19 protein-coding genes are annotated in these 25,728 nt (G+C 58.8%); 9 read left to right on the top strand and 10 right to left on the bottom strand.

Annotated elements, in window-relative coordinates; all coding sequences use genetic code 11:
- Window positions 1-312: 312 nt before the first annotated feature.
- Window positions 313-1,002: an MlaA family lipoprotein gene (locus MEB48_RS23990; protein ID WP_237886324.1), complete on the bottom strand. Its 690-nt coding sequence runs from the start codon at window positions 1,000-1,002 to the stop codon at window positions 313-315.
- A gap of 200 nt (window positions 1,003-1,202) precedes the next feature.
- On the opposite strand from MEB48_RS23990, the gene MEB48_RS23995 reads away from it, so the two are divergent.
- Complete coding sequence (locus tag MEB48_RS23995; protein WP_237886325.1) at window positions 1,203-1,823, top strand: HAD family phosphatase; 621 nt, start codon at window positions 1,203-1,205, stop codon at window positions 1,821-1,823.
- A 109-nt stretch (window positions 1,824-1,932) separates the two neighbouring features.
- Complete coding sequence (locus tag MEB48_RS24000) at window positions 1,933-2,196, top strand: DUF4404 family protein (RefSeq protein ID WP_205889667.1); 264 nt, start codon at window positions 1,933-1,935, stop codon at window positions 2,194-2,196.
- Window positions 2,197-2,367: 171 nt separating this feature from the next.
- Here MEB48_RS24000 and queF read toward each other — a convergent pair whose 3' ends face one another.
- Window positions 2,368-3,198 carry an NADPH-dependent 7-cyano-7-deazaguanine reductase QueF gene (queF, locus tag MEB48_RS24005; RefSeq protein WP_237886326.1) on the bottom strand — a complete coding sequence of 277 codons (831 nt, stop codon included), beginning with the start codon at window positions 3,196-3,198 and terminating at the stop codon, window positions 2,368-2,370.
- Between the two features lie 61 nt (window positions 3,199-3,259).
- The gene (gene copI, locus MEB48_RS24010) at window positions 3,260-3,796 is read right to left on the bottom strand and encodes a copper-resistant cuproprotein CopI (protein WP_237886327.1); all 537 of its coding nucleotides are present in this window, start codon (window positions 3,794-3,796) and stop codon (window positions 3,260-3,262) included.
- A 154-nt stretch (window positions 3,797-3,950) separates the two neighbouring features.
- Between copI and MEB48_RS24015 the strand changes: the two genes are divergently transcribed.
- Entirely contained in the window at window positions 3,951-4,631 is a 681-nt protein-coding gene (locus MEB48_RS24015; protein WP_218399094.1) for a heavy metal response regulator transcription factor, read from the top strand.
- Window positions 4,631-5,980: a heavy metal sensor histidine kinase gene (locus tag MEB48_RS24020; protein ID WP_237886328.1), complete on the top strand. Its 1,350-nt coding sequence runs from the start codon at window positions 4,631-4,633 to the stop codon at window positions 5,978-5,980. Before MEB48_RS24015 ends, MEB48_RS24020 begins: the two co-directional genes overlap by 1 nt.
- Window positions 5,981-6,105: 125 nt before the next feature.
- Here MEB48_RS24020 and MEB48_RS24025 read toward each other — a convergent pair whose 3' ends face one another.
- The 3 genes from MEB48_RS24025 to MEB48_RS24035 form a co-directional block, all read right to left on the bottom strand.
- Window positions 6,106-7,350 carry a lipoprotein-releasing ABC transporter permease subunit gene (locus MEB48_RS24025; protein ID WP_237886329.1) on the bottom strand — a complete coding sequence of 415 codons (1,245 nt, stop codon included), beginning with the start codon at window positions 7,348-7,350 and terminating at the stop codon, window positions 6,106-6,108.
- A 65-nt stretch (window positions 7,351-7,415) separates the two neighbouring features.
- Window positions 7,416-8,099 carry a lipoprotein-releasing ABC transporter ATP-binding protein LolD gene (gene lolD, locus MEB48_RS24030; protein ID WP_020700644.1) on the bottom strand — a complete coding sequence of 228 codons (684 nt, stop codon included), beginning with the start codon at window positions 8,097-8,099 and terminating at the stop codon, window positions 7,416-7,418.
- A 7-nt stretch (window positions 8,100-8,106) separates the two neighbouring features.
- Window positions 8,107-9,357: a lipoprotein-releasing ABC transporter permease subunit gene (locus tag MEB48_RS24035; protein WP_237886330.1), complete on the bottom strand. Its 1,251-nt coding sequence runs from the start codon at window positions 9,355-9,357 to the stop codon at window positions 8,107-8,109.
- Between the two features lie 94 nt (window positions 9,358-9,451).
- On the opposite strand from MEB48_RS24035, the gene MEB48_RS24040 reads away from it, so the two are divergent.
- Both MEB48_RS24040 and MEB48_RS24045 read left to right on the top strand, forming a co-directional pair.
- Window positions 9,452-10,033: a PilZ domain-containing protein gene (locus MEB48_RS24040; protein WP_237886331.1), complete on the top strand. Its 582-nt coding sequence runs from the start codon at window positions 9,452-9,454 to the stop codon at window positions 10,031-10,033.
- A 14-nt stretch (window positions 10,034-10,047) separates the two neighbouring features.
- Window positions 10,048-10,770 (top strand): glycerophosphodiester phosphodiesterase, encoded by a 723-nt coding sequence (locus MEB48_RS24045; protein WP_237886332.1) that lies wholly within the window; start codon window positions 10,048-10,050, stop codon window positions 10,768-10,770.
- 42 nt (window positions 10,771-10,812) lie between these two features.
- Here the strand turns inward: MEB48_RS24045 and sthA are convergent, their stop codons facing one another.
- The 3 genes from sthA to MEB48_RS24060 all read right to left on the bottom strand — a co-directional run bounded on the left by sthA (window position 10,813) and on the right by MEB48_RS24060 (window position 15,155).
- A complete protein-coding gene (gene sthA, locus MEB48_RS24050) occupies window positions 10,813-12,207 on the bottom strand; it encodes a Si-specific NAD(P)(+) transhydrogenase (protein ID WP_237886333.1) in 1,395 nt (464 codons plus the stop codon).
- A 206-nt stretch (window positions 12,208-12,413) separates the two neighbouring features.
- The gene (locus tag MEB48_RS24055) at window positions 12,414-13,358 is read right to left on the bottom strand and encodes an FAD:protein FMN transferase (protein ID WP_237886334.1); all 945 of its coding nucleotides are present in this window, start codon (window positions 13,356-13,358) and stop codon (window positions 12,414-12,416) included.
- Window positions 13,359-13,691: 333 nt separating this feature from the next.
- Window positions 13,692-15,155, bottom strand: coding sequence for a glyceraldehyde-3-phosphate dehydrogenase (locus tag MEB48_RS24060; protein WP_237886335.1), 1,464 nt, complete (start codon window positions 15,153-15,155; stop codon window positions 13,692-13,694).
- A 362-nt stretch (window positions 15,156-15,517) separates the two neighbouring features.
- Between MEB48_RS24060 and mfd the strand changes: the two genes are divergently transcribed.
- The 3 genes from mfd to MEB48_RS24075 are packed head-to-tail and all read left to right on the top strand — an operon-like array spanning window position 15,518 to window position 22,264.
- Window positions 15,518-18,967 (top strand): transcription-repair coupling factor, encoded by a 3,450-nt coding sequence (gene mfd / locus MEB48_RS24065; RefSeq protein WP_237886336.1) that lies wholly within the window; start codon window positions 15,518-15,520, stop codon window positions 18,965-18,967.
- A 10-nt stretch (window positions 18,968-18,977) separates the two neighbouring features.
- A complete protein-coding gene (locus tag MEB48_RS24070) occupies window positions 18,978-19,556 on the top strand; it encodes a CsiV family protein (RefSeq protein ID WP_237886337.1) in 579 nt (192 codons plus the stop codon).
- 11 nt (window positions 19,557-19,567) lie between these two features.
- Window positions 19,568-22,264, top strand: coding sequence for a DEAD/DEAH box helicase (locus tag MEB48_RS24075; protein ID WP_237886338.1), 2,697 nt, complete (start codon window positions 19,568-19,570; stop codon window positions 22,262-22,264).
- 151 nt (window positions 22,265-22,415) lie between these two features.
- Here the strand turns inward: MEB48_RS24075 and MEB48_RS24080 are convergent, their stop codons facing one another.
- On the bottom strand, window positions 22,416-25,721 hold the full coding sequence (locus MEB48_RS24080; protein ID WP_237886339.1) for a DEAD/DEAH box helicase: 3,306 nt from the start codon (window positions 25,719-25,721) through the stop codon (window positions 22,416-22,418).
- Between the last annotated feature and the right edge of the window lie 7 nt (window positions 25,722-25,728).

Raw genomic sequence — 25,728 nt, forward strand, 5'->3', positions numbered from 1 at the left:
CGCACCGTTTTCGAGCGCTTGCCCGATTCACAGGTACATCAAAGGTGCCCTTCTAAGGCGCAGACGGTACTCCCATCCGCGAGGCGTTTCAAGCTCACGCCGATGGTCGCTTGACGTCTTTACTTATCAAATCACCGGGAGTTATAAGAACAGGCAAAACCGTAACCCAAAGGAAGGATCGAGCCCATGAGCCAAACAGAGGCCTTGAGGCCGATACCGAGGTGGTGTGGTTGAAAAAAACCCGATCCAACCTGCAAACCAAACGAAAGAAGGCGGCCAATTGGCCGCCTTCTTCGCTTTACCGGTCGAGATTTAAAAATCGTCTTCGACCTGGCCGTCCTTGACCTTGAATTCGCGGTTTTGCAGGTATGCATTGCGAATGAAGGTGTATTTGTCGCCGCTGATCAGTTTCTCGGCCGACAGCAGGTTGGCGCGGGTGTCGAGGATGTTCAGGCCGAAGATCGAATTACGCACCGGCACATCGTTGATGTAGCGATACGGGCCGGTATAGCCGTCGATATATTTGGAAGGCGCATCACGCAGGGTGCTTGGGCCCAGAAACGGCAGCATCAGGTATGGGCCGCTGCCCACGCCCCAGTAACCGAGGGTCTGGCCGAAGTCTTCGTCGTTGCGATGCAGGCCCATCTGAGTGCCCACGTCGAAGAAGCCCAACAGGCCGAAGGTGGTGTTGAAGATCAAACGCGCGGTGTCGACGCCAGCCGCGGCGGGCTTGGCCTGCAACACGTCATTGGCGAGGTTGGTCACATCGCCGACGTTGCGGAACATGTTGTGGATGCCCTCTTCCAGAAACTGCGGCGTGACGAACTGATAGCCCTGAGCCAACGGCTTCAGCCCGTAGGTGTCGATAAAATCGTTGAATTTGTAGACCGGGCGGTTAATGCTTTCCCAAGGATCTTCTTCCGTGGCAGCCTGAGCTGCAAACGGAACCAGCAATACACTGGCACACATACAAAGCTGAGCGAGTCGATTGCTCCAGCGCATAGAGAAACTCCTTGGATTGTACTGACGCGGGCGCTCGGCCCAGTCGCAAAAGCCGCTAGTATATGACGGAAAACCCGGTTTAGGCAGCATCGTGCGCGATGGCCTGCGGCTGACTCCTCCTGACTGTGAGCGATTCATATCAGTGTCACTCAACTGTCACCGTCCACGAATAGTCTTGTGACTATTTCAAGGATGTTGATATGCCGCGCGCCGAAACCCCGCCTCTCATCGCACCCAGTCTGACCGCTGTACTGTTCGGCCTCAGTGGATGTCTGGTGGATTTCGGCGCACGCACTCGCCAATCCGGCACATTGACTGCCGAACATGCCGAAGTCACGCCCGGCGCCCTGGATAGCCTGTCCAGTTTGCAACACCAACAGATTCCTTGCGCCTGGCTCGATGAACTGCCCCCTTCCCTCAGCCACTCGCTGGCCACGGCACTCCCGGACTGGATCAAACCTTCGCAACACCCCGCAACAATCAATCCATGGCCAGCCCCGAATGCCTGCTGGCAAGCCTTGATGGCGTTGAATGTCGATCGCCTGGACGGCTGCGTGCTGGTCAGCGGCGAACCGCGCCTTCTGCAATCAGGCCTGAATGCCGGACTGTGGACCATTGGCCTGGCGTCCTGCGGCTCGCTGTGCGGTCTGGCTCCAAGCGAATGGCAGGCCTTGAGTCAAAAGGAACGGGAACACCTGCGCGGCAAGGCGACAATGCAGTTGTTCGGCCTGGGCGTGCATTCGGTGATTGATCATCTGGGCGAACTCGACACCTGCCTCGCCGATATCAGCCTGCGCCGGCTCAAGGGCGAAAAGCCCTGACCGAGATCATGCAGTTTGCCCGGGAGTGGATTAATCTAAAGGTCAGCCCTAGACCTTTGGCGCGCCGCTGCGGTCTATGCCAGTGCCTATCGATAAAAGGAAGAACGCCATGCCTGCCCGCGAACTGCAAGAACAGCTCAATAAACTGCGCGAGCAATTGGAACAGAATCCACCGCTTTCCGAAGCCGAGCGCGCTGACCTGCACGCGCTGATGCAACAGATCGAACTTGAACTTGAGCTGGAAACCAAAACCCAGGACACCAACCTCGCCGACAATGTGAACCTGGCCGTCGAGCGCTTCGAACTCGAACACCCCACGCTTGCCGGCACCTTGCGCAACATCGTGCAAGCCTTGGGTAACATGGGGATCTGAACCCGCCCGATGCAAAAAGCCCCGCTAGTGATAGTGGGGCTTTTTAATGTCTGCGACCTGAAATGCAATCCAATGTGGGAGCGGGCTTGCTCGCGAAGACGTCGGCACATTCAACATCAACGTGCCTGCTAGACCGCTTTCGCGAGCAAGCCCGCTCCCACAATTGGACCTTTACTGACGTACGAGACGATGGTTCGGCAGTTGTACTTCTTCGGTGCTGCGATACGGGTTGATGTCTAACCCGCCACGACGCACATAGCGCGCATACACCGTCAATTTCTCCGGTTTCAGCAACCGTTGCAGGTCGAGGAAAATCCGCTCCACGCACTGCTCATGGAAGTCCGAGTGCTGACGGAAGCTTACGATGTATTCCAGCAAACTGGCGTGATCCAGCGCCGCGCCGCGATACTCCACCGCCACACTGCCCCAATCCGGCTGACTGGTGACCGGGCAGTTGGATTTGAGCAAATGGCTGTGCACGCTCTCTTCAACGATGCGCGACTCATCGCACCGCAGCAATTCCGGGCGCGGGTGCTCATAGTTGCTGACGCTGATGTCCAGGTCATCGATGCACACACCCGGCAACGCCACGACGCCTTCTGTCTCAACCTCTTTCAGGCTGCGAATGCGCACGCCCACCGGTTTACCGGCAGCGGCCGAGAGGTCTTTCGCCAGCGTAGCTTCAAGGCTTGCAATGTCGGTAAACGCGGTCTGGTTCAGCGAGTTGAGGTACAGCTTGAACGACTTCGATTCGATGATGTTCGGCGAATCCGCCGGAATGCTGAATTCGCCAATCGCCACTACGGGCTTGCCGGACGGCAACAGCCACGACAGCTCGAAGCAGTTCCAGAAGTCCACACCCTTGTACGGCAAGGTTTCAGCCGTCAGGCCCAGCTCGGCCCATTTCGCGGTTCGCGGGATCGGGAACAGCAAGGACGGTGTGTAGGTGGCGATGTATTCGCTGGATTTGCCCAGCGGCGAATGTTCGGCTGCGGGATGCATGGCGGAAACCTGACTGAAGAATCAGCGGATTCTACCAGCCTTTGCTCCCGCCTTTGAGTGCTTACTGACTGACTGTCAGTTTGCCGACCATGCCGGCCTGATAGTGGCCGGGAATATTGCAGGCAAATTCCAGATCGGTCGCCTTGGTGAAGGTCCAGGTGAGTTCAGCCGTTTTGCCCGGTTCCACCAGCACACTGTTCGGGTCATCATGTTTCATCCCATGCCCTTCGGAGGAATGCCCCATTCCGGCCATTGAGCCGTGGTCCATGGCCTTCATGCCTGTAGGCATTAGCATGCCGCTTTGCTGCATCTGGAGCATTTCCTGCTGGTGCCGGGCATGCATCGCCGCGTCGCCGAGGTTGAATTCGTGCAGCAACTGGCCTTTATTCACCAGTACAAAACGCACGGTTTCCCCGGCCTTGATATCAATCGCCCTGGAAGTGAAGGACATATCGCCCATCACCACTTCAACGCTGCGGGTAGCCTTGGCGGCCGTCGCAGGTTGACCGAAGTCATAGGAATGCGCGGGTGAAGCCTCAAGCCCCAGGCTCAGAGTCAGCAAGCAAGCAGCCAGTACCAGACGCTTTCGCAAAAACATAGTCGTACTCCAACAAGATGAGGTTCAGCTTGTGGGAAACTCTAACCCGCGGGCTCTGCCGGCCACCTGACAGGCAGATTACAACTTTGTCAGATTGACCTTTATCGCCGCCGCCCACGGTATAACGCACCCGTTCCAATTGCCCGAGTCGCCCATGAAACTGCTGATTGTCGAAGACCAACCGAAAACCGGCCACTACCTGCGCCAAGGCCTGACCGAGGCCGGTTTCACCACCGAGCTGGCGGCTGACGGCAGCACCGGCCAGCAACTGGCGTTGAGCGGCGATTACGCCTTGTTGATCCTCGATGTCATGCTGCCCGGCCGCGATGGCTGGCAGATTCTGCAAGCAGTGCGCGGCGCTGGCCTGGACACACCGGTACTGTTTCTTACAGCGCGAGACGCAGTGGAGGACAGGGTTCACGGTCTGGAACTGGGTGCCGACGACTATCTGGTCAAACCATTCGCCTTCTCCGAACTGCTGGCGCGGGTTCGCAGCCTGTTGCGTCGCGGCAGCGCTACGCCTCAGGAAACCAGCCTGCAACTGGCTGACTTGCGCCTGGACTTGATCCGCCGCCGGGTCGAGCGCAACGGTCAACGCATCGACCTGACCGCCAAGGAATTCGCTCTGCTGGAAATGCTCCTGCGGCGTCAGGGCGAAGTTCTGCCCAAGTCACTGATCGCGTCCCAGGTGTGGGACATGAATTTCGACAGCGACACCAACGTCATTGAAGTGGCGATCCGCCGTTTGCGCCTGAAGATTGACGATGACTTTCCGAACAAGTTGATCCACACCGTACGCGGCATGGGTTATGTCCTTGAAGAGCGCCCTGCCTGATGCGCCGACTGTCTTTGAGCAGGCGTCTGGCGCTGCTGTTTGCAGCCTGCACCGCCGTGGTGTCGTTGATTGCCGGCGTGTTGTTCAGCCGCGCGAGCGAGGCGCACTTTGTCGAATTGGACCAACAGTTGCTCAACGGCAAACTGATGGGGGTGCGCCGGGCGCTGGAGGACATTCAGTCCAGCGAAGCCGAGGCCCGATTGACCGATGAATTGAGCCGACAAGCCGATCTTTCGCTGCGCATCATTGGGAGCGATGGCCAACGTTTGTACGACAGCTCAGCCCGTTTACCCAAAGACTTGCCGCGCCAATTGGGCCTGTCGACGATGAACGACGACGGCACCGACTATCGCGTCCTGAATGCACCGCTATTCCCCGACAAACCCGACTCACCGCAACTGACTTTGCTGCTGGACATCACCCATCACCAACACTTTCTGCAACGCATGCAGCATCTGATTTGGCTGACGGTCGGTTTGTCGGCGCTGGCCACCGCCCTGCTCGGCGCCTGGGCAGCGCGCAGTGGTTTGCGCCCGCTGCGGCGCATGAGTGCGGTCGCCAGCGGTGTTTCGGCGCAATCGCTCAACGCTCGCCTGCCAGAAGCAGACATGCCGCCCGAGCTCGAGGAATTGGCTTACAGCTTCAACGCCATGCTCGGACGCCTCGACGATTCTTTTCAGCGTCTCTCGGCTTTCTCTGCCGACATCGCCCATGAACTGCGCACACCGCTGTCGAACCTGCTGACCCACACCCAAGTCACCCTCACCCGCCCTCGCCCCATTGAGGATTACCGCGAAGCGCTGCACAGCAACCTCGAAGAACTGCAATGGATGGCGCAATTGGTCAACGACATGTTGTACCTGGCCAAGGCTGACCACGGCTTGCTGACGCCCAAACGCGAACCGCTGGAACTGGCCGAAGAAGCCGATGCGCTGCTGGAGTTCTTTGCACCGCTGGCCGAGGACGCCCAGGTGAAGTTAAGTCGTGACGGCAGCGCGAGGGTGCAGGGCGACCGCAGTATGTTGCGTCGCGCGCTGTCCAATTTGCTCGATAATGCGCTGCGGTTTACCCCGGTCGGTGGCGAGGTGCGGGTGAAGATTATCGAGCAGCCGATTGGCTTGAGCCTGACCGTTGAAAACAGTGGTGAAGGGATTTCTGAAGATTTGTTGCCGCGCTTGTTTGACCGCTTCTACCGGGCAGACCCGGCGCGTCGTGAAGGCAGCAGTGAGCATGCAGGGTTGGGATTGGCGATCACCCAATCGATCATCCGTGCCCATGGCGGACAGATTCGTTGCGAATCGGATAACGAATGGACGCGGTTTGTGATTGAGTTGCCGAAGGGGGATTGAGGCCAGCAGGTCTGGCCCCTTCGCGAGCAAGCCCGCTCCCACATTTGACCGAGTTGAATCGCAAATTTGTGACCGACTCAGATCCAATGTGGGAGCGGGCTTGCTCGCGAAAGCGGTGTAACGACTTACGAATACCGCAACGCCGTAGCCGGCTCGACTTTCGCCGCCCGCCACGCCGGATACACCGTTGCCAAAAAGCTCATGATGAAACCGGCGGAACAGATCAACAACACATCCGCCCCCTGCAGTTCCGATGGCAGGTTACTGACAAAGTACACATCGGAACTGAAGATGTGCTGCCCGCTGACCCGCTCCATCCAGCCCACCAGCTCACTGACGTTCAGCGCTGCGATCACGCCTAGCACGCCGCCAATCAAGGTACCGACAACCCCGATCACCGTACCCTGCACCATGAAGATCGCCATGATTTGCCGAGGCGTCGCGCCGATGGTGCGCAGGATCGCGATGTCCGCGCCCTTGTCGTTCACCACCATGATCAGGGTGGCGATGATGTTGAACGCCGCCACCGCGACGATCATCAGCAACAGCAGACCGATCATGGTTTTTTCCATCTTCATCGCGCTGAACAGGCTGCCCTGAGTGTGGGTCCAGTCGTCAGCCTTGTAGGTGGCGCCCAGGCCTGTCGCGATGTCGCTCGACACTTGCGGCGCGGCGTACAGATCCTTCACCGCCAGGCGCACACTTTGCACTTGATTCGGCTGCCAGTGCTGCATCTGCGCAGCATCAGCGAGGTGGATCAGCGCCATCGAGCCATCCAGCTCAGCGCCCACCTTGAACACGCCCACCACATTCAGTCGCTGCATGCGCGGGGTAATCCCGCCCGGTGCGGTGCTGATTTCCGGCACGATCAGGGTGATTTTGTCGCCGACGTTCAAGCGAAAGCGCCGCGCAGTGATCTCACCGATCACCACGCCAAACTCGCCCGGTTTCAAGGCATCGAGACGCCCCTGAACAATGTGCTTGGCAACGATCGAGACCTTGCCTTCCAGCGCCGGGTCGACACCGCTGACCTGGATCGGCTGCATCGTCCCCTTGTAGGACAGCATGCCTTCCATCTCGGTGAACGGCACCGCCGCCGTCACTTCAGGATTCTTCATCGCCGCGGCGGCCACCGGCTGCCAATCATCGATAGGGTTCACGCCGACGATGGTCGCGTGGGGCACCATGCCGAGGATGCGCGAGCTCATTTCGCGCTGGAAGCCGTTCATCACCGACAGCACCACGATCATCGCCAGCACGCCCAGGGCGAGGCCGATCATCGAGGTCATCGAGATGAAGGATACAAAGCGATTGCGGCGCTTGGCGCGGGTATAGCGCGTGCCGATAAAGATCGATAACGGTCTGAACATTCGCTGGGGCACCGTATAAAAATAAAAGACCCGACACACTGTTCAGTACGCCGGGTTTCGGTCAATCAGATGGGTGTCAGGTAACCTTCCTGCAAATGCAGGACGCGATCCATCTGGCGGGCCAGGTTCATGTCATGGGTCACCACCAGGAACGCGGTGCGCATCGAGGTGCTGAGTTCCAGCATCAAATCCTGAATGCCTTGGGCGGTGTGGGAGTCGAGGTTGCCGGTCGGCTCGTCGAGCATCACCAGGCCTGGCTTGTTCACCAGGGCGCGAGCGATGGCCACACGCTGGCGTTCGCCACCAGACAATTCCGCTGGTTTGTGCTCCAGACGATGACCCAGCCCTACCCGCTCCAGCAACGCCGTCGCACGCTGACGCGCTTCCGGGATCGCGGTTTTACCGATCAGCAATGGCATGCAGACGTTTTCCAGCGCGGTGAACTCAGGCAGCAAGTGGTGGAACTGGTAAACGAAACCCAGCGACCGATTACGCAGCAGGCCACGGGCCTTTTCGTTCAGTGCCGAGAGCTCTTCACCGGCCAGCCAGACACTGCCCTTGGTCGGCGTATCGAGACCGCCCAACAGGTTGAGCAAGGTACTTTTGCCCGAACCCGAGGTACCGACGATCGCCACGCGCTCACCCGGATGCAGCTCCAGTTGCAGACCCGCCAGAACCTCTACCGATTCCGGGCCTTCCACGTAGGATTTGCCCAGGTTGCGGCAGCTCAAGATTGCTTTATCACTCATGCCCGACTCACTCATAACGTAGCGCCTCCGCAGGCTGGGTGCGCGCGGCACGCCAGGCTGGATACAGGGTGGCGAGGAAACTCAGGACCAACGCGGCGGCGCAGACCATCAACACGTCCTGGCTCTGCACTTGCGACGGCAGGTAATCGATGAAATACACGTCGGCGTTCAGGAATTTATGACCGATCAGCCCTTCAAGGGCCGAAATCGCGGCGCTGACGTTCAACGCGGCGAAGATCCCGACCACGGCGCCGATTAGCGTGCCGACCACGCCAATGACCGTGCCCTGGACCATGAACGTCGCCATGATCGAACCCGGCGTGGCGCCGAGGGTGCGCAGGATCGCGATGTCGCCCTTCTTGTCGTTCACCACCATCACCAGCGTGGAAATGATGTTGAACGCCGCCACGGCAACGATCAGTAGCAATAACAAGCCGATCATGGCTTTTTCCATGCGGATCGCCTGATACAGATTGCCGTGGGTGCGGGTCCAGTCGCGGGCGTAATACTGATCTTCGCCGAGCTGCTGGGCGATGGTCCATGCGACGCGTGGCGCCTGGAACAAATCGTCGAACTTCAAGCGCAGGCCCTGGACCTGATCCGGCTTCCAGCGATGCAGCTTCGCCAGATCCTGCAGATTGGTGATGCCCAGATAGCCGTCGATCTCACCGGCACCGACATGGAAGATGCCGACCACGGTAAAGCGTTTCATCCGCGGGAACATCCCGGCCGGGGTTACTGTGACTTCCGGCGCGACAAACGTCAGCTTGTCGCCGACCGCCACGCCGAGCTTGGCGGCGGCCTTGTCGCCGATGACGATGCCGAAACTGCCCGGCGCCAGGTCGTCGAGTTTGCCCTGCTGCATGAAGTTATCAATGATCGACACCTGCCGTTCCTGCGCAGGGTCGATGGCATTGAGCAGGACTTTGGAGACTTTGCCGTTGTTGGTCAGCAGGCCCTGCATCTGGACGAAGGGCGCAACCGCCGTCACCTGCGGGTTCTGCTTGACCTTGGCGGCCAGGTTTTGCCAGTCGCTGATCGGCTCACCGGACTCGATGGTCGCGTGGGGCACCATGCCCAGCACGCGGGTGCGCATCTCATGATCGAAGCCATTCATGACCGACAGCACAACGATCATCACGACCACGCCGAGGGCGAGTCCGATCATCGAGGTCAGGGAAATGAACGACACAAAATGATTGCGACGCTTTGCACGGGTATAACGCGTGCCGATAAATACGAAGAGAGGTCTGAACATGTCGGGGCTTGTTCGGAGGGAAAAGGAACGTCCTTGTGGCGGGGGTCGATAACCAGCTTTACACTCAGACCACCGCCGCTACCATGGGTTCGCCATGTCGACATTAGATGAAGAAGATCGCCGCGAATACTACCGTATCGAGGACACGATCGCACTGGAAATTCGGCCCCTGTCCGCTCCCGAAGCCGCAGGCCAGGAAGTGTTGCAGGATGCTTCCCCGCTGTTCAACCTGCTTAGCGAACTGCACCTGAGCGAATTCGAGTCGCAACACCTGCTGCGCCAGATCAGCGAACGCGACCGGACCATCGCCGCATTCCTGAAATCCCAGAACAAACGCATCGATCTGCTGAGCCAGGTAGTCGCCCTGACCGTGCTCGGGCAGATCGGCGAACCACAGCCGGTGATCATCTCCGAAGGGGGCATCGACTTTCAGCATCCGACGCCCATCGCCACTGGTGCGCACCTGTCGATCAAACTGATACTGATGCCGCAAGCCCTTGGCCTGCTGCTGCGGGCCCGCGTCACCCATTGCGACCGCAAGGGCGACGGCTACGACATTGGCACCGAGTTCAAATACCTGTCCGATGCCCAGCGGCAATTGCTGGCCCGTTACATCTTGCAGCGACAGGCACAAGAACGACGCCTGGCGCGCGAACAAAACGAATCAGGCATTTAATTTAAGGAAGAACCGTGACTCTCATCTACGGCCATCGCGGCGCCAAGGGCGAAGCACCGGAAAACACCCTGACCAGCTTTCAGGAATGCCTCAAGCACGGCGTACGTCGTTGTGAACTGGACTTGCACCTGTCCAGGGATGGCGAGTTGATGGTGATCCACGACCCGACTCTCAAACGCACCACTGACCGTCGCGGCAAAGTGGTCGAACACACGGCGGCGGAATTGGTGACCTACGACGCACGCAAGGGTGGCCCGGGCTGGATCAAACCCTGCCCGATCCCAACGCTGGAAGAACTGTTCGAGCAATGCGATTTCGAGCACTGGCAACTGGAAGTCAAAAGCGCTTCACGCACCCGCGCCGCGACCACCGTGCTGGCAATTCGCGAAATGGCGCAGCGTTTCGGTATGCGGGACAAGATCACCATTACCTCGAGTTCACGCGAAGTGTTGAAAGCCGCGCTGGACTTGGTGCCGGATGTGTCTCGCGGATTGGTGGCCGAGTACGCCTGGCTCGACCCGTTGAAGGTCGCGCAAAACTATGGCTGTGAGATTCTGGCGCTGAACTGGACCCTGTGTACGCCGGAACGCCTGCAGAAGGCGCAGCGTCAGGGGCTGCATGTGTCGGTATGGACAGTCAACGAGCCCGCGCTGATGCGCAGGCTCGCCGACTTCGGCGTTGACAGCCTGATTACAGACTTTCCCGGTTTGGCCACCGCCACGCTCGAGAATTGCTGAAATCGGTCTCCCCGGCCGGCTCAGGCCACCGGCCGGAGCCGCTCAAAAAAGCCGGTTGAGGCCATCGTATGCCGCTACCCGATAGGCTTCGGCCATGGTCGGGTAGTTGAACGTCGTGTTGACGAAATACTTCAGGGTGTTGTGTTCGCCTGGCTGGTTCATGATCGCCTGACCGATGTGCACGATCTCCGATGCCTGATAACCGAAGCAGTGAACACCCAGCACTTCCAGGGTATCGCGGTGGAACAGGATCTTCAGCATGCCTTGCGGCTCACCGGCGATCTGCGCACGCGCCATGCCCTTGAAGAACGCCTTGCCCACTTCGTACGGCACCTTGGCCTGAGTCAGCTCCTGCTCGTTCTTGCCGATCGAGCTGATTTCCGGAATGGTGTAGATGCCGGTTGGTACATCGTTGACGAAACGCCAGCTGCCATTGTCGACAATGCTGCCAGCGGCCGAACGGCCCTGGTCGTGGGCGGCACTGGCCAGGCTCGGCCAGCCGATCACGTCACCGGCGCCGTAAATGTTCGGCACGCAGGTGCGGTAGTTTTCATCGACTTCGATCTGGCCACGGCTGTTGACCTTCACGCCGATATTTTCCAGACCCAGCTGATCGGTGTTGCCGGTACGGCCGTTGCACCAGAGCAAGGCATCGGCCTTGATCTTCTTGCCGGACTTCAGGTGAAGGATCACGCCGTTGTCCACGCCTTCGACGCGGTCGTAGTCTTCGTTGTGGCGAACCGTGATGTTGTTGTTGCTGAAGTGGTAGCTCAGCGCCTGGGAAATTTCCGAGTCGAGGAAGCTCAGCAACTGACCGCGGTTATCCACCAGCTCCACCAGCACACCCAGACCACTGAAGATCGAGGCGTATTCGCAACCGATCACACCTGCGCCGTAAACGATGAGTTTACGCGGGGTGTGGCCGAGGCTGAGGATGGTGTCGCTATCGTAGATACGCGGGTGATGGAAATCGATGTCTGCCGGGCGATAAGGGCGCGAACCGGTGGCAATGATGATGTGCTTGGCCACCAGTTTTTCAACCACGCCATTGGCGCAAACCACTTCGATGGTTTGCTCGTCAGCAAAGCTGCCGGTGCCGAAGAACACGTCGACGCGGTTACGAGCGTAGTAGCCGGTGCGCGAGGCGACTTGTTTGGAGATGACTTTTTCAGCGCTTTTCAAAACGTCCGGGAACGAAAACCAGCGCGGCTCACCAATGGCCCGGAACATCGGGTTGGTATTGAACTGCATGATCTGCCGGACCGAGTGACGCAAGGCCTTGGACGGGATGGTGCCCAGGTGGGTGCAGTTGCCGCCGACCTGGCGACGACTATCGACCATCGCCACCTTGCGCCCTGCCTTGGCGGCGTTCATTGCCGCGCCTTCTCCCGCCGGGCCGGAACCCAACACCACCACGTCGTAGTTGTAGACAGCCATGCATACTCCTCAGAACAGGCCGCGGTGCCCTCGGCACCTGCGGCTAAATCACGCCGTTCTGCGGCGTGAAGGAACAATTTGGGGCCAGTGCAGAACCCGGACACAGTCTATAGAAGCGTCAACGCCGGGCACATTAACCCTTGGTCGCGTCGTAGGCTAGTTTTGCCTGCACTACAACGCCATCAAAAATGCTTTTGCTGCCGCAATCACTTGGTTTTCTCACCCACCAGGCGCTCAAAAGCCTGATTGGTGCGGATCACAAAACCTGTATCGGCACGCATCACAAAAAATGCACCAATGCCATGCGCCTCGGCATAGTCCCAACCCCGTTCAGGACCGAGAATCAGCAACAGCGTCGACAAGCCATCGGCCATTAACGCTGAAGGATGAATCACCGTGACTGACGCCAGGGTGTGTAGGACCGGTGCTCCGGTGCGGGCATCGAAGGTGTGGGAATAGCGCTGGCCGTTCTGCTGAAAATAATGGCGGTAGTCGCCGGACGTGGACACTGCGTAGCCATCGACGGCGATGATCCGCTTGGCCACTTGTTGGTCATCGCGGGGTTCTTCCAGGGCAATGCGCCACGCTGAGCCGTCGAGTTTTTTGCCGGCAGCCTTGAGTTCGCCAGTCACTTCAGCGAGGTAGTTGTGGATACCCAACGCTTCGAGTCTTGCGGTAATCGTGTCGACCGCGTAACCGGCCGCGATGCTGTTGAAGTCGACCTCGACCGCGGCGTCCTTGCACAACTGATTACCGTCGATACGCAAGTGAGTGTGGCCGACGCGCTGCTTCACCTCGACCAGCGCTTCGGCACTCGGTACTTTTTCTTCACGCGCCTGCGGACCGAATCCCCAGAGGTTGAGCAGCGGCTCCACCGTCAGGTCGAAGGCGCCTTCGCTTAGCGAAGACAGTCGCTCGCCAACGCGGACCAATTCGAGGATTGGCGCGGGCATCGTCTGACAGTGGTTGGCGGGAAGTGCGTTGAAACGTTCGATATCGGAGTCGCTGCGATAGGTCGACATTTGCTGATCGACTTCAGCGAGGATTTTTTCAACCTGGACACGGACGTCTGCCGGGGCGGGAAGATCGGCGTGGCGCACGTATTTGATCGAATAACTGCTGCCCATGGTAGGACCGCCGAAGCTTTCCATGGAGTCGCCATTGCCGCAGCCGGATAAGGTGCCTATCAGAACCACGAGACCGCACAGCCGCCATCTCAACAAATCCCGCCCTCCCTGAAACCCACCAAAACGGCCATTATGCACCACCTCTGTAGGATCGCCGCACCGCTCGCTCCTACAGAGAAGAGGATCGTTCCCACGCTCTGCGTGGGAATGCAGCCCAGGACGCTCCGCGTCCCTTCCAAAGTCGAACGCGGAGCGTCCGTTGAGGCATTCCCACGCAGAGCGTGGGAACGATCATGCTGGGCGCGCAAACAAAAACGCCCCGAACAAAGTCGGGGCGTTTTTATTTGCGGCTAAGGCTTAGTGCGGGAATGCTGGCGGGTTTACACCGGCCATATCTTCCATCACACGAACTACCTGACAGCTGTAACCGAACTCGTTGTCGTACCAAACGTACAGAACAACGCGATTGTCCTGAACGATGGTCGCTTCAGCGTCCACAACGCCTGCGTGGCGCGAGCCAACGAAGTCGGTGGAAACCACTTCCTGCGAATTGACGTAGTCGATTTGCTTGTGCAGATCGGAGTGCAGCGCCATGTAGCGCAGGTACTCGTTCATCTCTTCACGGGTGGCGGCTTTCTCAAGGTTCAGGTTGAGAATGGCCATCGACACGTTCGGCGTCGGAACACGGATCGCGTTACCGGTCAGCTTGCCGGCCAACTCAGGCAGCGCCTTGGCAGCAGCGGTGGCAGCACCAGTCTCGGTGATGACCATGTTCAGCGCGGCGCTACGGCCACGGCGATCACCCTTGTGGAAGTTGTCGATCAGGTTCTGGTCGTTGGTGTACGAGTGAACGGTTTCGACGTGACCGTTGATGATGCCGAACTTGTCATTCACAGCTTTCAGCACCGGCACGATGGCGTTGGTGGTGCAGGAAGCGGCGGAAACGATCTTGTCGTCAGCAGTGATTTCACCGTGGTTGATGCCGTGAACGATGTTCTTCAGCTTGCCTTTGCCAGGCGCGGTCAGAACAACGCGGTCGATACCCGGGCAGGCCAGGTGCTGGCCCAGGCCGTCGGCGTCACGCCACACACCGGTGTTGTCCACCAGCAGCGCATTTTTGATGCCGTACTGGGTGTAGTCCACTTCAGTAGGGTTCTTCGCGTAGATAACCTGGATCAGGTTGCCGTTGGCGGTGATGGTGTTGTTGGCTTCATCGATGGTGATGGTGCCATTGAACGAACCGTGCACCGAGTCGCGACGCAGCAGGCTGGCACGCTTGACCAGATCGTTCTCGGCGCCCTTGCGGACAACGATGGCGCGCAGGCGCAGGCCATCGCCACCACCGGTTTTCTCGATCAGGATGCGCGCCAGCAGACGACCGATACGACCGAAGCCATACAGGACAACGTCGGTGCCGGTACGGCCGGAACCATTCTGCTTGCCGACCACATCGGCCAGTTCGTCACGGACGAACGCTTCGGCGGTACGGCCATTGCCTTCGGCTTTGAATTTGACAGCCAGCTTGCCCAGATCTACCGAAGCAGCGCCGAGCTTGAGCTCGCTCATTGCCTTGAGCAGCGGGAATGTTTCGTGGACGGACAATTCGCTGTCATCGGACTGGCGATGGCGTGCAAAGCGGTGAGCTTTGAGAATCGCGATGACAGACTGGTTGATCAGACTGCGGCCATAGATCGAGCTCACCACGTTGTTATTGCGGTAGAGCTGACCGATAAGCGGAATCATCGCTTCTGCGAGTGCTTCACGGTCGATCCATTCACCAAGACACTGGTCGGGCTTCTGAGTCACGGTAACCTTCCACATGTAGGGGCAGAAAAAAGGGGCTACATTATGCCGCCGAGTGGCTCCCGTAGCAATGCGCGCTTGTCGCACAGACGGTAACAAAATCCTGTTCAAAAAAATTACGCTCCGCTCCAGCCCAGTAAAACCGGGGCTTTCAGCATCGTCAATTTTTTGGAGACATCACCGCCTTGTCCGTAACCATCCGTAACACGCGTTCGTTTTACCACTACATAATCAGTAATTTTCACTAAAAAACCGCTCGATTTTGTCATTACCACTACATTTTGCCCAACCCGCGTAATAGACATATCTGCAACTGACAGCCGGCACCTGAGGCCGTTACAATTGTCGACTTTGTCGCAACGCTTGGAGCTCAACCTTCCGTGCCCGTTCTGCGTCTACCGCTTCTCCCTGCCGCGGCAGGTAAACAGCATTGGGGCAACCTGCCCGGTGCCGCCCTGAGCCTGGCCATCGCCGAGGCCGCCAGCGCTGCCAAGCGCTTTACCCTGCTACTGACCGCCGATAGCCAGAGTGCTGAACGGCTGGAACAGGAGCTGAGTTTCTTCGCCCCGGATTTGCCTGTTCTGCACTTCCCAGACTGGGAAACCCTGCCCTACGACCTGTTCTCGCCACACCAGGACATCATCTCCCAGCGCATCTCCAGCCTGTATCGGTTGCCGGAGCTGGCGCATGGGGTGCTGGTCGTGCCGATCACCACGGCCCTGCACCGTTTGGCGCCGACCAGGTTTCTGCTCGGCAGCAGCCTGGTGCTGGACGTCGGCCAGAAGCTCGATGTCGAGCAAATGCGCAGCCGGCTTGAGGCCAGCGGTTATCGTTACGTCGATACCGTCTATGAACACGGCGAATTCACCGTGCGCGGTTCGCTGATCGATCTGTTCCCGATGGGCAGCAAACTGCCCTTCCGCATTGATCTGTTCGACGACGAAATCGAGACCCTGCGCACCTTCGATCCGGAAAACCAGCGCTCCATCGACAAGGTGGACACTGTTCGCCTGCTGCCGGCGCGGGAATTCCCGCTGCAAAAGGACGCGGTCACCCGTTTCAAGGCGCGCTTTCGCGAGCGTTTCGATGTCGACTTCCGCCGCTGCCCGATCTTTCAGGATTTGAGCAGCGGGATTACACCGGCGGGTATCGAGTACTACTTGCCATTGTTCTTCGACGAAACCTCTACCCTGTTCGATTACCTGCCCCAGGACACGCAAGTGTTCTCTTTACCGGGCATCGAACAGGCGGCGGAGAACTTCTGGAACGACGTGCGCAATCGTTACGAAGAGCGTCGCGTCGATCCATCCCGTCCTTTATTGCCACCGGCCGAGCTGTTCTTGCCCGTGGAAGACTGTTTTGCCCGCCTGAAGAGTTGGCCCCGTGTGGTTGCCAGTCAACAGGACGTCGAAACTGGTGTCGGTCGCGAGCGCTTCCCGGCTCAGCCGCTGCCGAACCTGGCCATCGAAGCCAAGGCCACTCAGCCGTTGGCGGCGCTGGCCGGTTTCCTCGACGAATTCCCCGGCCGCGTACTGTTTACCGCCGAGTCCGCTGGCCGCCGTGAAGTGTTGCTGGAATTGCTGGAACGCCTGAAGCTGCGGCCGAAAACCGTCGACAGCTGGCCAGACTTTGTTGCGAGCAAGGAGCGCTTGGCAATCACCATCGCGCCGCTCGATGAAGGTCTGTTGCTGGACGATCCAGCCTTGGCCCTGGTCGCTGAAAGCCCGTTGTTCGGTCAGCGCGTGATGCAGCGCCGCCGCCGCGTGAAACGCGCCGACGCCAACAACGATGCAGTGATCAAAAACCTCACCGAGCTGCGCGAAGGTGCGCCGGTTGTGCACATCGATCATGGTGTCGGCCGCTATCTGGGGCTGACGATCCTGGAAATCGATAATCAAGCCGCCGAATTCCTGACCCTTGAATATGCCGAGAACGCCAAGCTGTACGTCCCGGTAGCCAACCTGCACTTGATCGCCCGTTACACCGGCAGCGACGATGCCCTGGCGCCGCTGCACCGCCTCGGCTCCGAGACCTGGCAGAAAGCCAAACGCAAAGCCGCCGAACAGGTGCGCGACGTGGCCGCCGAGCTGCTCGACATCTATGCCCGCCGCGCCGCTCGCGAGGGCTATGCCTTCGCCGATCCGAAAGCCGATTACGCGACGTTCAGCGCCGGTTTCCCGTTCGAAGAAACCCCGGACCAGCAGACCACCATCGAAGCGGTGCGCGAAGACATGCTCGCACCGAAACCGATGGATCGCCTGGTCTGCGGCGACGTCGGCTTCGGCAAGACCGAAGTGGCGATGCGCGCGGCGTTCATCGCCGTGCATGGCGGCCGTCAGGTAGCGATTCTGGTGCCGACCACCCTGCTCGCCCAACAACACTACAACAGCTTTCGCGACCGTTTCGCCGACTGGCCGGTGAGCGTGGAAGTGATGAGCCGGTTCAAATCGGCCAAGGAAGTCAACGCCGCAGTCGCGGACCTGGCCGAAGGCAAGATCGACATCGTCATCGGTACGCACAAGCTGCTGCAAGAAGACGTGAAGATCAAAAACCTCGGGCTGGTGATCATCGATGAAGAACACCGCTTCGGTGTCCGTCAGAAAGAACAGCTCAAGGCGCTGCGCAGTGAAGTCGACATCCTGACGCTGACCGCCACACCGATTCCGCGCACGCTGAATATGGCAGTGTCGGGCATGCGTGATCTGTCGATCATCGCCACGCCACCAGCCCGGCGCCTGTCGGTCCGGACCTTCGTCATGGAGCAGAACAAGAGCACGGTCAAAGAAGCCCTGCTGCGTGAGTTGCTGCGTGGCGGTCAGGTCTACTACCTGCACAACGATGTGAAAACCATCGAGAAATGCGCCGCCGACCTCGCCGAACTGGTGCCGGAAGCGCGGATTGGCATCGGCCATGGGCAGATGCGTGAACGCGATCTCGAACAAGTGATGAGCGACTTCTACCACAAGCGCTTCAACGTGCTGATCGCCTCGACCATCATCGAGACCGGCATCGACGTGCCGAGCGCCAACACCATCATCATCGAGCGTGCCGACAAGTTCGGCCTGGCGCAGCTGCACCAATTGCGTGGCCGTGTCGGTCGCAGTCACCACCAGGCGTATGCTTACCTGCTGACACCGCCGCGCCAGCAAATCACTCCCGACGCGGAAAAGCGTCTGGAAGCGATCGCCAATACCCAGGACCTCGGCGCGGGCTTCGTACTCGCCACCAACGACCTGGAAATCCGTGGCGCCGGCGAACTGCTGGGCGACGGTCAGAGCGGGCAGATCCAGGCCGTCGGTTTCACGCTGTACATGGAAATGCTTGAGCGCGCGGTGAAGTCGATCCGCAAGGGCGAACAGCCGAACCTTGATCAGCCGCTGGGCGGCGGTCCCGAAGTCAATCTGCGTGTACCGGCGTTGATTCCCGAGGACTATCTGCCGGATGTGCATGCTCGATTGATTCTCTACAAACGCATTGCCTCGGCCACCGATGAGGAAGGTCTCAAAGACCTGCAAGTGGAGATGATCGACCGTTTCGGCCTGCTGCCTGAGCCGACCAAGAATCTGGTGCGGATCACGGCGCTGAAATTGCAGGCCGAACAACTGGGCATCAAGAAAGTCGACGGTGGTCCGCAAGGCGGTCGAATCGAATTCGCGGCCCAGACCCCGGTCGACCCGCTGACGCTGATCAAATTGATCCAGAGCCAGCCCAAACGCTACAAATTCGAAGGCGCCACGATGTTTAAATTCCAGGTGCCAATGGAGCGCCCGGAAGAACGCTTTAATACCGTAGAAGCGCTGTTTGAGCGCCTCATTCCGACCACTGCTTGAAGGACGCCGCATGCGCCTGTTTCGCTCACTGACCTTGTTGACGATGTTAATCACGACGCTGGTCGCCCCAACGGCATTTGCCGATGATCTGTATCAGGTTGAAATGATTCTGGTACGGCAAAACGCTGTGCCCGCCATCGTCAGCCGCGCCGCGCCGGAAGACTGGGATGCCGGCGCCCAACGCATCAGCCCCGACAGCTTTCGCACGCCAAGCCTTAATCCCGAAGTGGAAAAACTCACCGCCAGCAACGAATACACGGTGCTGGTGCACAAGGCCTGGCAACAGAACCTGGGTGAAGAAGCCAGCAAAGTCGCGATCAGCGAAGGCACCGAGCAGTTTGGCCAGTTCCCGATCGAGGGCACACTGAGTCTGAAACTGGGGCGCTTTACCGATGTCGACGCCGATTTCTGGGTCAACCAGATCGATGCCAACGGCCTGGTCACCGCCAGCGAACGCCTGAAGCAGGAAAGCCACACCAAGAACGGCCAACTGAACTTCCTCGACAACGGCCACCTGGGCCTGCTGATCAAAATCACCTCGCTGACAGCCCCTGCGCCTCGGTCAGTTCCCGATGTAATTCCGGACTGATTGAAGCCCTTATGTCCTCCGCGACCCTGAGCAAACCCCTGGCAACATCCTGGGTCAGCCGATTCAAGGAACAGAGCCTGGAGCGCGGGCGTCGCTATGCCTTGGAGAACCGCGTCAGGATCGTCGAAGTCGGCGATGCCACCATCACCGCGGCATGCGAAGGGTCCGGCGGTAATGTTTACCGTCAGACCATTCGCCTGCGCGAGTCGGCCAAAGCTACATTGCTGATGGTCGATGCCACCTGCACCTGCCCGGTGCGCAGCAACTGTAAACATTGCGCAGCGGTACTGCTGAAGGTCCAGGAAACCCTGACCTATCCCGCTGCCGCGCAAGACGCCGAGTTACTGGAAAAGCTTCAGGCTGTGCTGGAAAACCGCAGCCCGAAAGCGCCACCACAAATCCTGGTGGACAATGTGCAACCGGTGCCGCGCCTGTGGCTGGCGAGCATTGAGTTCAGTGCCTTCGAACCGCGCAACGGCAAGATGCAGCGGTACATCCAGCATCGCGCGGCGCTGTCCTTCAGCTATCTGGATGAATACGTCAGCGGACAGAAAAACACTGACATCCTGATTCGCCAAGAGACGCAGACGTTGCGGGTAAAGCGTCACCCGGAAGTCGAACAGGCCTACAGGGAACAGTTGCGAATCCTCGGTTTCAAGATCGCCACCCGACAAAGCAAGGCTCTGCCGGAAAGTGCCGGCGAACTCTACGAGATGGTCAACGACAGCGCCTGGCTGACCTTCACCCTCAACGAGCTGCCGAAGCTGCGCGCCCAAGGGTGGGAGTTACAGATCGACGAAGATTTCGGCTTCGACCTGACCGCCGTCGATGACTGGTACGCCACTGTCGAGCAGGCACCGGAGCGCGACTGGTTCGACCTGGAATTGGGGATCATCGTCAACGGCGAACGGCTGAGCCTGTTGCCGATCCTGTTGAACCTGATGCGCTCCCACACCGAAATCCTCAACCCGGAACGACTTGCCCGGCGTCGCGACGATGAACTGATCCTGGTGAACATCCCGCAACGCCGCAGTACCGACCAAGGTCCGTTGCAGGTCGCCCTGCCCTTCGGCCGCTTGAAGCCGGTGCTGGCCACCCTCGGCGAGTTTTATCTGCAAGAGCCCGGCGAAACCACGCTGCGCCTGAGCAAGGCCGACGCCACGCGACTGAATTCGCTGGAAGGTCTGCCATTGCTCTGGGAAGGTGGCGAGCAGATCCGCACCTTTGCCCAACGCCTGCGCGACATCAAGGACCACACCGCTGCGGCCCCCGAAGGCTTGAATGCCACCTTGCGCCCGTATCAGCTGGAAGGCCTGAGTTGGATGCAGTCGTTGCGGCAACTGGAAGTCGGCGGGATTCTCGCGGACGACATGGGTCTGGGCAAAACCCTGCAGACCCTGGCGCACATTCTCAGCGAGAAGAACGCCGGGCGCCTTGATCGGCCGTGCATGGTGGTGATGCCCACCAGCCTGATCCCCAACTGGCTCGACGAAGCCGCGCACTTCACGCCGCAGCTCAAAGTGCTGGCGCTGTACGGTGCCAGTCGCAAAAAGCATTTCGAGAACCTGGCCGATTACGACCTGATTCTGACCACCTATGCGCTGCTGCCCAAGGACGTCGAACGCCTGGCCGCGCAACCCTTTCATGTATTGGTGCTGGATGAAGCGCAGTACATCAAGAACCCCAACAGCAAGGCCGCCCATGCAGCCCGTGAGCTGAATGCTCGCCAGCGTCTGTGCCTGAGTGGCACGCCGCTGGAAAACCATCTGGGCGAGCTGTGGTCGCTGTTTCACTTCCTGCTGCCCGGCTGGCTCGGTGACGTGAAAAGCTTCAACCGCGATTACCGCGTACCGATAGAAAAGCGTGCCAGCGAAGTAAGACTTCAGCACCTCAATGGTCGGATTAAACCGTTCCTGCTGCGCAGGACCAAGGAACAGGTGGCCACCGAACTGCCACCGAAAACCGAGATCATCCATTGGGTCGAACTCAACGAAGCCCAGCGCGACGTATACGAAACCATGCGTCTGGCGATGGACAAAAAAGTCCGCGACGAAATCACCCGCAAGGGTGTGGCGCGCAGCCAGATCATCATTCTTGAAGCCCTGCTGAAACTGCGTCAGGTGTGCTGTGATTTGCGTCTGGTCAACGACGCCGCCCTGCCCGCGCGCGGCAGCAGCTCCGGCAAGCTCGATAGCCTGATGGAAATGCTGGAAGAGTTGTTTGAGGAAGGTCGGCGAATCCTGCTGTTTTCGCAGTTCACCTCAATGCTGTCGCTGATCGAGGATGAGCTGAAAAAGCGTGGCGTGGCGTATGCGATCCTGACCGGACAAACCCGCGACCGACGCACGCCAGTGAAGGAGTTCCAGAGCGGCACGCGTCAGATCTTTCTGATCAGCCTGAAGGCTGGTGGCGTAGGACTGAACCTGACCGAAGCGGATACGGTGATTCACTACGATCCCTGGTGGAACCCGGCGACGGAACATCAGGCGACGGATCGTGCCTATCGCATTGGTCAGGAGAAGCCGGTGTTCGTCTACAAGATGATTGCCAGGGGCACGGTGGAAGAGAAGATTCAGCATCTGCAAAAGGAAAAATCCGACCTCGCCGCCGGCGTGCTGGACGGGCGCCAGACCGGGGACTGGAAATTGCAGAGCGATGATATCGAAGCCTTGTTTGCGCCTTTGCCGGATAAGTTGGAGAAACACTGATATCTGCGGTGATCAGTAGATCGCTTTCGCGAGCAAGCCCGCTCCCACATTGGATCTGTGTTTGCCCGCGATGATTAGGACAACCTAAAACCAATGTGGGAGCGGGCTTGCTCGCGAAAGGGTCACCGCCGATTCCTGAGATGCCGCCGAGTCAGGACCCGGGATTGGGCAATGGCGCGAAAAGCGCTTCAATATCACTCTGTTCGAGCTTCCACCCCCCACTCGCTCCACCTTCGAGTACGGCCCCGGTCAACGCTGCTTTTTCCTGTTGAAGCGCCTGTATTTTTTCTTCCACCGTACCGCGGGCAATCATCTTGTAGACGAACACCGGCTTGTCTTGACCAATTCTGTAGGCTCGGTCGGTCGCCTGGTTTTCCACTGCAGGGTTCCACCACGGATCGAAGTGAATCACCGTATCCGCCGCGGTCAGGTTGAGACCGGTTCCCCCCGCCTTCAGGCTAATCAGGAACAACGGCACCTTGCCACTCTGAAAATCCTTTACCGGTGTGCGCCGATCCGTGGTGTCGCCGGTCAACAACGAGTAGCCGATACCGCGCTGCTGCAACTGCTGCTCAATCAACGCAAGCATCGAGGTGAATTGCGAGAACAGCAAAATCTTGCGATCTTCACTGAGCAACTCTTCGAGCATCTCCATCAAGCTAAGCAGTTTGCCGCTGCCCGAACGAAGGGCTTTCGCCGTCAGCGTCGTTTTGATCAGTCGCAGATCGCAGCACACCTGACGCAACTTGAGCAAAGCATCGAGGATGACGATCTGACTGCGCCCGACGCCACTGCGGGCAATTTCATCACGCACCTTCTTGTCCATCGCCACACGCACGGTTTCATATACATCCCGCTGCCCATCGCTAAGATCGACCCAATGCACGATCTCGGTTTTGGGGGGTAGCTCGGTAGCGACCTGTTCTTTCTTGCGGCGTAGCAAGAAGGGTTTTATTCGGGCCGTCAGGTGTTGCATCCGTTCGCTGTTGCCGTGTTTCTCGATCGGGGTACGGTAATCGCGATTGAAGGTTTTACTGTCGCCGAGCCAACCGGGCAGCAAAAAGTGAAACAGCGACCACAATTCGCCCAAGTGATTTTCCAGTGGCGTGCCAGACAGACAAAAGCGCTGCCGAGCCTCTAATTGTCGGGCCGCCTGAGCGGCTTTGCTGGCCGGATTCTTGATGTTCTGTGCTTCATCGAGAAGCAGCACACTCCAGACCTGAGGCTGCAAAATCTCCAGATCGCGCGGCAGCAACGCGTATGTCGTCAACACCAGATCGTAATCGGCAAGGTTGGCAAAATCGTTTTGCCGAGCTGCGCCGTGGAGCGCCAGGACTTTCAGTTGCGGGGTGAAGCGTGCAGCCTCATCGAGCCAGTTGGGGATGAGGCTGGTAGGCATCACAGCAAGTGCCGGGCGGTCCAGACGCCCCACCTGTTTTTCCAGAAGTAAATGAGTCAGGGCTTGCAGAGTTTTGCCCAGGCCCATGTCGTCGCCGAGGATACCGCCGACTTCCAGCTCGCGAAGGGTCTGCATCCAGTTCAGGCCTTCGAGCTGATACGGCCGCAGTACCGCGTTGAGGCCCGCGGGAGCAGCAACGTGTGCATGAGTCGATTCACGCAAGCGTTTCGCGAAAGCGCGCAAACGCTCGCCGCCCTGCCAAACCAGCGGCAGACCTTCAAGCTCACTCAACCGCGCTGCATCAGGGGCATTCAAGCGCAACGAATTACCGCTGCCAACACCCAAGTACAATTCACCCAGGGTGGCCATCAATGGCTTGACCCGCCCGAGAGGCAGAGCGACTTTCGTAACGGGTTTCGCTCCGAACTGTCCACTTTTGAGATCGATCAATACCTGATCGTTATCGTCGCGGCGGGCTAGCTCAGCCGGGTTCATCAGCTGTGGCTGATTGCGTAACAAATGCAGCAGAATCGGCAACAAGCTGTGGCGCTCGCCATTGACCACGATGCCCAATTGCAGATCGAACCATTCGCGGCCCGGCGATTCCTCGATATCGGCATACCACTCCTCTACGGGCTGCACATTGAAGTGAAAGCCGTCAGTGATACTGATCTGCCAGTTGGCCTCTCTGAGCGCTGGCATTCCAGATTGAACAAATGCCAGCCATGCCGATTCATCCGGCAAGTCGAACATTTCGCCGGCGCTATCGGGTAACGCATCACTTTTACGAGTCGCCTTTTTGAAGCATTGTTTTTGCAAGGCTTGACGCAGGGCTTTTTCGGCAGCCGGTTTTCGCTGAATGCGCTGGGTTTCGGTGCCGGAAAGCACCAATACTTCCGTGGATTTTTTGTCTGCGGCGATGTGGCCGTTGTAAGTGAACGCCAGCGCTGCGCGATGCTCCAGCTCGTATTTCCAGTTTGTATAACGCTTGGTCGTTGCGAGGGTCAGGAGGGCCTGGGGCTCAATATCGTCGATGATCCGCTCGGTCAACGTGTGCGGCGGTGGCGCGACTCGAGTCGCGGCGCTCATCCGATGACTGAATTGCATCGCCTGCCGCGCCGGGATGTCGGGAACCAATGACAAGTGTCTGGCCAGTTTATTGTCCAGCTCACTCAGCAACGGCCCAACCTCCATCCGTCCACGGTCCAGGTAATACAAAGGTTCCAGCGCCAGAATCGTTTCTTCAGGGGCTTCATCACTACGCCATTGCGGACGGAAACTGCCGTTGCCTTGTTCAGCCCAGGCAAATTGCGCAGACCTCTCCATTCCTGATGCCAAGGGCTGCAATTGCTCGAAATCGAGAAACAGTCGTGAAGTTTTCAACGCCAACTGGAGGACTTCGGCCCCGCTGCTGCCTTGCAAGGGGTACCCACTGTAATAAGAATGAGAGGAGTGGGCTGCGACCAGCAATCTGGCGATTTTCAAGTCAAGTTCTGATAGATAGCCCGGCTCTCGCATCAGTGCATCTGACGGCGAAAACACAGATCTGATGTCCTGCAAGCGGCCATCCTTGAGCTGACGAGCCTTGCAAATTTCCAGCAACCACTTGCCTGCGGTGGGCGTGGCCTTGAGTTTGTACACCCAGCACGTACCGGTACTCTGCGCAGCGCCATCGCGATCTGAAGTCTCATGCGGAATATCGTTGAGCCAGCGTTCCAAATCGCGGCTCAGGCTAACCGGGGCTGAACTATCGCTCGACTCAACTGGAACGTCCTGCAAATGATAAATGACCGTTGCGCAGTGCTTGCAATCGATCACTACGGGACATGAGCAGGTGCAATCCAGGACGAACACACTGTCATCATATTCGATGAGTTCGATGAACTGTTCGTAGACATTCCCTTCGGAGCCTTTGCAAGTCGCAGTAACCGTCAGATCATCAAGGTCGATGATCTTGACCCGATTCTCCTTGGCGTATCTGAGCGCCTTATCCAGAGCACGATTGCTGAATGCCTCAGTCCACGGCATCTGACGGAGTTGCTCAATGATTGTCGGCATAAATTCA

It is taken from the genome of Pseudomonas sp. PGPR40 (genome assembly GCF_022014505.1).
In the GTDB taxonomy this organism is placed as follows: domain Bacteria; phylum Pseudomonadota; class Gammaproteobacteria; order Pseudomonadales; family Pseudomonadaceae; genus Aquipseudomonas.